This window comes from Verrucomicrobium sp. BvORR106, assembly GCF_000739655.1.
Classification (GTDB): domain Bacteria; phylum Verrucomicrobiota; class Verrucomicrobiia; order Verrucomicrobiales; family Verrucomicrobiaceae; genus Verrucomicrobium.
The window spans coordinates 51,933-58,038 of sequence record NZ_BATR01000133.1 but is presented as its reverse complement, the minus strand read 5'-3'; the positions used below and the strand labels follow the sequence as shown (position 1 = coordinate 58,038).

Genomic DNA, 6,106 nt, shown 5'->3' with positions numbered 1-6,106 from the left:
TTGTGCCTCAAGCACAACCGCCGATCGTGGCCGGAGGGAGACGTGCCTCATACTTGGGTGACGGTCGCCAATGGCCTGATGCACCGCTTTTTTAAGTTGGCGATCGCCTGCTCCGCTCGCCACGGCGGTTGTGCTTAAGGCACAAACCGCCGCTCCTTGGACAAACGGGATTTGGTACTGCTTACCGCAGCCGCGGCGCGACCTCTGTCCCCAGCAGCCGGATGGACTCCAGCATCTTCTCATGGGGCACCGCGGCCACGGTCATCTGAAAGTTCAGGCGGGAAATACCGCCCAGATCCTTGCTCAGACGGACGACCTTCTCCGCGACCGTGTCGGGATCGCCGATGAGCAGCGCTCCATTCGGTCCGGCCACGGCTTCGAACTGCGCACGCGTGGTCGGAGGCCAGCCGCGTTCTTTGCCGATGCGGGTGAAGGACTCGGCATAACCGGGGAAGAAGTCGTCTTTGGCAGCGGCCGTGGTTTGACCCACGAACCCGAGGCAGTGCAGTCCGACTTTGAGCGCTTCTGGTTTATGCCCTGCCTCGAGGCCTGCCTGGCGATAGAGATCAATCAGGGGACGGAAATGTCGAGGATCACCACCGATGATGGCCACCATGAGCGGGAGGCCCAGCGTGCCAGCCCGTACAAAGGAGGCAGGAGTGCCGCCGACTCCGAGCCAGATGGGAATGGACTCCTGTAGGGGACGAGGATAGACGCCCTGCCCGGTGAGTGGGGCGCGATGCCGCCCGGACCAGGTGACATGGGTCTCGGCACGCAGTTTCAGCAGGAGGTCAAGCTTCTCGGCAAAGAGCGAATCGTAGTCGCGCACATTGAGGCCGAAGAGGGGAAAGGCCTCTGTGAAGGAGCCCCGACCCACCACCAGCTCCGCGCGCCCCTTGGAAATGAGGTCAAGGGTTGCAAACTCCTGGAACACACGGACCGGATCGGCTGCGCTGAGCACGGTGACAGCGCTGTTCAGACGAATGCGCTGGGTGCGTGCGGCAGCGGCCGCCAGGATGACAGCGGGTGCGGAATCAAGGAACTCACTGCGATGGTGCTCGCCAATGCCAAAGGCATCCAGACCGGACTCGTCCGCGAGGGTGATTTCCTCGAGCAGGTTGCCCATCCTCTCGGCTGGAGAGATGGCGTTGCCGGAGGTGGTATTGGTGGACGTGGCCACGAAGCTGTCGATCCCGATTTGCATGGTGTCCTAGGGATACGTGTCGGCAAACGGGGTAGAGACAGAAGACTTCAAGACACAAGACGCCTATCCCCGGCGGCGGCGCAAGGCCCAGACCACCAAAGCGGAACTCAGCAGCAGCATACGCCCGGGCTCCGGAACCGCGGAGTACTGGATGAATTCGACCGATTCGTAGTAGGCAGCCCGGGCCGTCTGAGTGGCGGACTGCGCGTTGTTGTCACCCCAGTAGAGCAGGCTTGAGCCGCTGGTTGCTCCTTGATTGCTGCCCGCATAGTCGGTGAGCCAGACCGTGCCATCGATGGAGACCGTGGTGAGTTTTGTCGTAGGGTCATAGACCATGGAGTAGTCATGGTATCCTGGGGCCAGAGTTTTGTTGGTGCCTCCAAAGACGGAGACGATGGTGCCTCCCGTGGCATTCCGGCCAAACATCAGCGCCCAGGCGCGCCGGTTGCCTGATCCGTCGTTGGCAGCCAGGAAGCCCACCCAAGTGTTGCTGCCGGTGGTCCAGGCCGTGTTCTCGTTGGGGTCGAGCGTGGGGACCTTGATGGTGGCAATGTACTCCCAACCCGTGCTCAGGATGTCTGTGACCTTCGGTGCGGTGAGGGTGGTCTGGTAGTACAACCCTGTGCCACCAGAGGTGGCCCCCGGGTCGTAGATCCGCCAGGACTCCCTGTTGCTGTCCGCCGTGTCCGTGTAGTCAGAGGTGACGATGGTGGTGGCCCCGCTCGCGCTTTTGGCCCAGCCTTCCGTCGTGGGATCAGTGGCTCCCTGGTGGGAGGAAAGGACCGTGGCAGCCTGGAGGGTTGTGGAAACAACCATCAGGGCCGGGATCAAGAAGGAACGCAGGCAGGGCCATCGCATGATGGCGCTGGATCATGCACGACGCATGCCACGGAGAGCCAGCGGGTACATAAGTACCATTGTCCGTCAGTTTGTGAAACGGCATCTGTAGCAGGGGCAGCTCACCTCTTCTGGAGACGCCCCTTCAGCATGCCGGGAGAGTTCCACTTGATCACATGATACGTGGCCGGGGTGTCTCCCACATTGCGGATGCTGTGCATCTGGTTGGCTGCCTGGAAGATGACGGATCCTGGGCCGATGCGAACCAGTTGCCCGTTCACGAGAGATTCTACCGTGCCCTCCTTTACCACAATGAGCTCCTCGTCGGGGTGCTGATGGGGCGGGTGGGCTTCCTCACCGGGGTTCAAGGTAGTGATGTGGCACTCCAGTTCATCCAGAGTGGCGGTGGGGGCCTGGCAGACTTTTCGTACCTGCCCCTTGGCAGTGTTCTTGGCGGTCATCTTTTCCCAGTCAAAGACCTGGGAACTCATCGGCGGTGCGGCGACTGGGGGCGACGCAGCGACTCCAGGGGCTGGCTCCTGTGCAAGGGACATGATGGCCACTCCGGCGACCAGAGAACCGGCGGCAATCCAATGACGTGGGGCAAATCGGGAGTGGCTCATGAGCAGAATGGGGAAGGGGTTTTTGTGAAGCTGCGTCCGGTTCGCCTTACTTGGCGGGTGCGGCATTCCACACCTTGATGTCGTCGTAGAAGCCGTCCTTGCCAGCCACGCCAAGTTCGATCTTGGACTTGGTCGCATGCGCGATGCCGGAGGATTTCAGGTAGCCGGCTGGCTCGCCATCGATGGTGACGCGAATTTCGTCGCCGACTGTCTCCACCACCAGATTGTACCATTTGCCCGTCTCCAGCTTGGCCGGGTAGGTGACCTGACGACCCACCAGCAGCTTGTTGGCCTCCGCCTTCTTGGCAGGGTCGGTGCTGTTGCGCATCTCGCGGATCTCATTCTTCATGCCGCCGTCGCGCTCATCGATGATGGTGACGCCATTGAGACGAACTTGGGCCCGGCACAGGTGGCCGTAGTGGGCGCCGGTGTACTTGCGGTCGTCAAACTCGACGTCGATCATGGATGCGCCTTCGAACTTGATCTTCACTTCCACCACGCTGTCCTTGGTGGGGATCTCCAGGCCGTGCACGGCGGCGTGGGCGGTGACGGCAGGTTTGCCATCGGCGGCAGGAATGTTCTGGTCGCGAGTCTGGGTACCCTTCAGCGTGCCATTCTCCACCGCGAAGGTGGGGACCACCTTGTGCCAGACAGCGGCCGGTGTCGCCCCTTGGAAGTCATCGGAGAACAAGAGCTCCTTCTTCACGGCGATCGACTTGGAGGGGATCTTGGGCAGCTTGGGCGCGTCTGCCGCCGGGGCGGAGGTGAGTCCCGCCAGGAGGAAAGGGAGGGCCAGGAGAGGCTTGCTGAAATGAAGGGTGCGTGAATTCATGGAGGATGCTATACGCCGGGGTGGCGGGTTGCTCTATCGGGGCAATCTCGGAGGATCAGCGTTCGCCTCCCCAGGTGAAAATGAGTTCATCTCGGACCAGGTTCTTCCGTCCAAAATCCGGCATTTCCGACTTCTTCAACGCATGAAACTTCCTCTCGCTTCCCTTGCCCTGACCCTGCTGTCTGCGCTGCCCCTGGCCGGGCAGGAGGCGGTCCAGACGGATCTCGTCATCTATGGCGGCACCAGCGCCGGGGTGGTGGCGGCTGTGCAGGCAGCCAAGATGGGGCGCAGCGTGGCCTTGATCGAGCCGAGCCAGCACTTCGGCGGCATGAGCGTGGAAGGGCTGGGGGGATCTGACATCGACAACCACAAGCCCTTTCAGAACAGTCCGGCCGTGGGCGGGCTCACGCTCCAGTTCTACCGCAAGGCGGCGCGCCGATACGGGAAACTGGCCGAGTTCGATGAAATGCTGAAAACGCGGGAGAAGAAACCGGCGCTGTGGCGTTTTGAGTCGCATGTGGCGGAGGAGGTGTTCTCCACCTGGATGAAGGAGTTTCCCAAGATTCGTCTGTTTCCGGGAACCCGGCTAGCGGACGCAGGCGGCGCGGTGAAGGAGGGGCCGCGTCTCGTGGCGCTCAAGGCGGAAGGGGGGCAGGAGTTTCGCGGGCGGATGTTTATTGATGCCACCTATGAAGGGGATCTCCTGGCGGCGGCCGGTGTGAGCACCACCGTGGGTCGGGAGGGCAACGCCAAGTATGGGGAGACACTAAACGGCATTCGTGCCAACACGACCTACAACCAGTTCAGCGTAAAGTTGGATCCTTACAAGACGCCCGGGGATCCATCCAGCGGCCTGATTGCCTGCATTCAAGACGGGGTGGTGGGAGAGCATGGCGCTGGGGATAAGAGCATCCAGGCCTACTGCTTCCGTCTCTGCTTCACGAAGGATCCTGCCAATCGCATTCCCTTTGCCAAGCCGGATGGCTACAATCCCGATGAATACGAGATTTACCGCCGCTACTTAAAGGCGGGTGGGAAACTCTGGAAGCCCGGCCCGGCCCTCCCCAATGGCAAAACGGATCTGGGCTCCTGGCATGATCTCTCTGGCAACATGATCGGCTGGAATCACGACTGGCCCACGGCAACCCACGCGCGTCGGCAGGAGTTGTTCAAGCACAGCCTGACCTTCATCCAGGGGCTCTGCTGGTTCTCCGCCAACGACCCAAGCGTGCCGGAAGATGTGCGTCAGGCCTGGTCGCAGTGGGGCGTATGCAAAGACGAGTTTCAGGATCACGGCGGCTGGCCGCGCATGTTCTACGTGCGCAACGGCCGACGTATGATCAGCGACTTCGTGCTTACAGAAGCGCATGGACGGAAGGAGAACCAGGTGGCGGTGGATGACTCTGTCGCGCTGGTCTGGTGGCCGTTTGATCTGCATAACGCCCGCAGAATCGTGAAGGACGGAGCGGCCTGGAATGAGGGCACCGTCTTTGGCGGGGACAAGTGGGCTCCGTTCGGCGTGAGCTATCGCTCCGTGGTGCCCAAAGCCGCAGAATGCGTGAACCTGCTCACCCCCACCTGCCCCTCCTCCAGTTATGTGGCGTACGGAGCCATCCGCCTGGAGTGGACCTTCATGGTGATGGGACAGTCCGTGGCCACGGCCGCCGTGCTGGCCATGGACAGCGGGGTGCCGGTGCAGCAACTGGACTATCAGAAGCTCAAACTGCGCCTTGAGAAGGACGCGCAGGTGTTGGACGTTCCCTGATGCAGGCGACGCACGATCCTGACGGCAGTAAAGGTGACATGGGATTCGAGGGAAACATTGCCCGGTTTACGGGATTCTCCGCCCACTATGATGAGGTACGGCCCTCGCCTCCGCCGGCGCTGGCCCCCTTGCTATGTCGCATGGCCGCAGTGGAGCGGCCCCGGCTTGTGGTCGATCTGGGTTCAGGCACCGGGCTGTCCACTCGCTACTGGTCGGGCAAGGCAGATGCGGTGGTCGGGGTGGAGCCGTCCGACAGTATGCGGCAGCAGGCCGTGCAGACGTCTCTGCCAGGCGTGAGCTATCGCCGGGGCTTCTCCCATGAGACGGGGTTGCCGGGAGGCATCGCGGACTTGGTGACGTGTGCGCAGTCGCTCCATTGGATGGAGCCGGAAGGGACCTTTAAGGAAGCGGCCCGGCTGCTGCGCCCCGGCGGGGTGTTCGCCGCCTTTGACTACGACTGGCCTCCGGCCACGGGAGTCTGGCAGGTGGACCAGGCTTATGAGCAATGCATGAAGACCGCGCGCGATCTGGAGCGCCGTCACGGCGTGACGGCGCAACTCCGGCAGTGGGAGAAGGAGGGGCATCTGGGGCGCATGAAAGACTCCGGGAACTTTGCCTACGTGCGGGAGGTGCTGGTGCATCACGTGGACGATGGCACGGGGGATCGCCTCTTTGGTCTCTCCACCAGCCAGGGGCATGTACAGACACTGCTGAAGCTCGGCATTGGAGAGGACGAGATCGGGCTCACCGATCTACGCGAGGCCTGCCGGACGATGCTGGGAAACAACGTCCGGCCTTGGTCCTGGAGCTGTCGGGTGCGAGTGGGAGTGGCACCGCTGTATTGA

General features: G+C 62.2%; 6 protein-coding genes. 2 read left to right on the top strand and 4 right to left on the bottom strand.

The features are described 5' to 3' along the window. Window positions 1-181 precede the first annotated feature (181 nt). From BV106_RS25090 to BV106_RS25075, 4 genes are all read right to left on the bottom strand, one after another. Window positions 182-1,204 carry an LLM class flavin-dependent oxidoreductase gene (locus BV106_RS25090; protein WP_038169246.1) on the bottom strand — a complete coding sequence of 341 codons (1,023 nt, stop codon included), beginning with the start codon at window positions 1,202-1,204 and terminating at the stop codon, window positions 182-184. A 63-nt stretch (window positions 1,205-1,267) separates the two neighbouring features. Then, complete coding sequence (locus BV106_RS25085; RefSeq protein WP_038169244.1) at window positions 1,268-2,062, bottom strand: PEP-CTERM sorting domain-containing protein; 795 nt, start codon at window positions 2,060-2,062, stop codon at window positions 1,268-1,270. 101 nt (window positions 2,063-2,163) lie between these two features. Beyond that, window positions 2,164-2,664, bottom strand: coding sequence for a cupin domain-containing protein (locus tag BV106_RS25080; RefSeq protein WP_265596051.1), 501 nt, complete (start codon window positions 2,662-2,664; stop codon window positions 2,164-2,166). Between the two features lie 46 nt (window positions 2,665-2,710). Further along, window positions 2,711-3,496 (bottom strand): hypothetical protein, encoded by a 786-nt coding sequence (locus BV106_RS25075; protein WP_038169241.1) that lies wholly within the window; start codon window positions 3,494-3,496, stop codon window positions 2,711-2,713. A gap of 142 nt (window positions 3,497-3,638) precedes the next feature. Here BV106_RS25075 and BV106_RS25070 point away from each other — a divergent pair, with 142 nt between their 5' ends. Then, entirely contained in the window at window positions 3,639-5,261 is a 1,623-nt protein-coding gene (locus BV106_RS25070) for an FAD-dependent oxidoreductase (RefSeq protein ID WP_038169275.1), read from the top strand. Further along, complete coding sequence (locus BV106_RS25065; protein WP_081892247.1) at window positions 5,261-6,106, top strand: class I SAM-dependent methyltransferase; 846 nt, start codon at window positions 5,261-5,263, stop codon at window positions 6,104-6,106. Before BV106_RS25070 ends, BV106_RS25065 begins: the two co-directional genes overlap by 1 nt.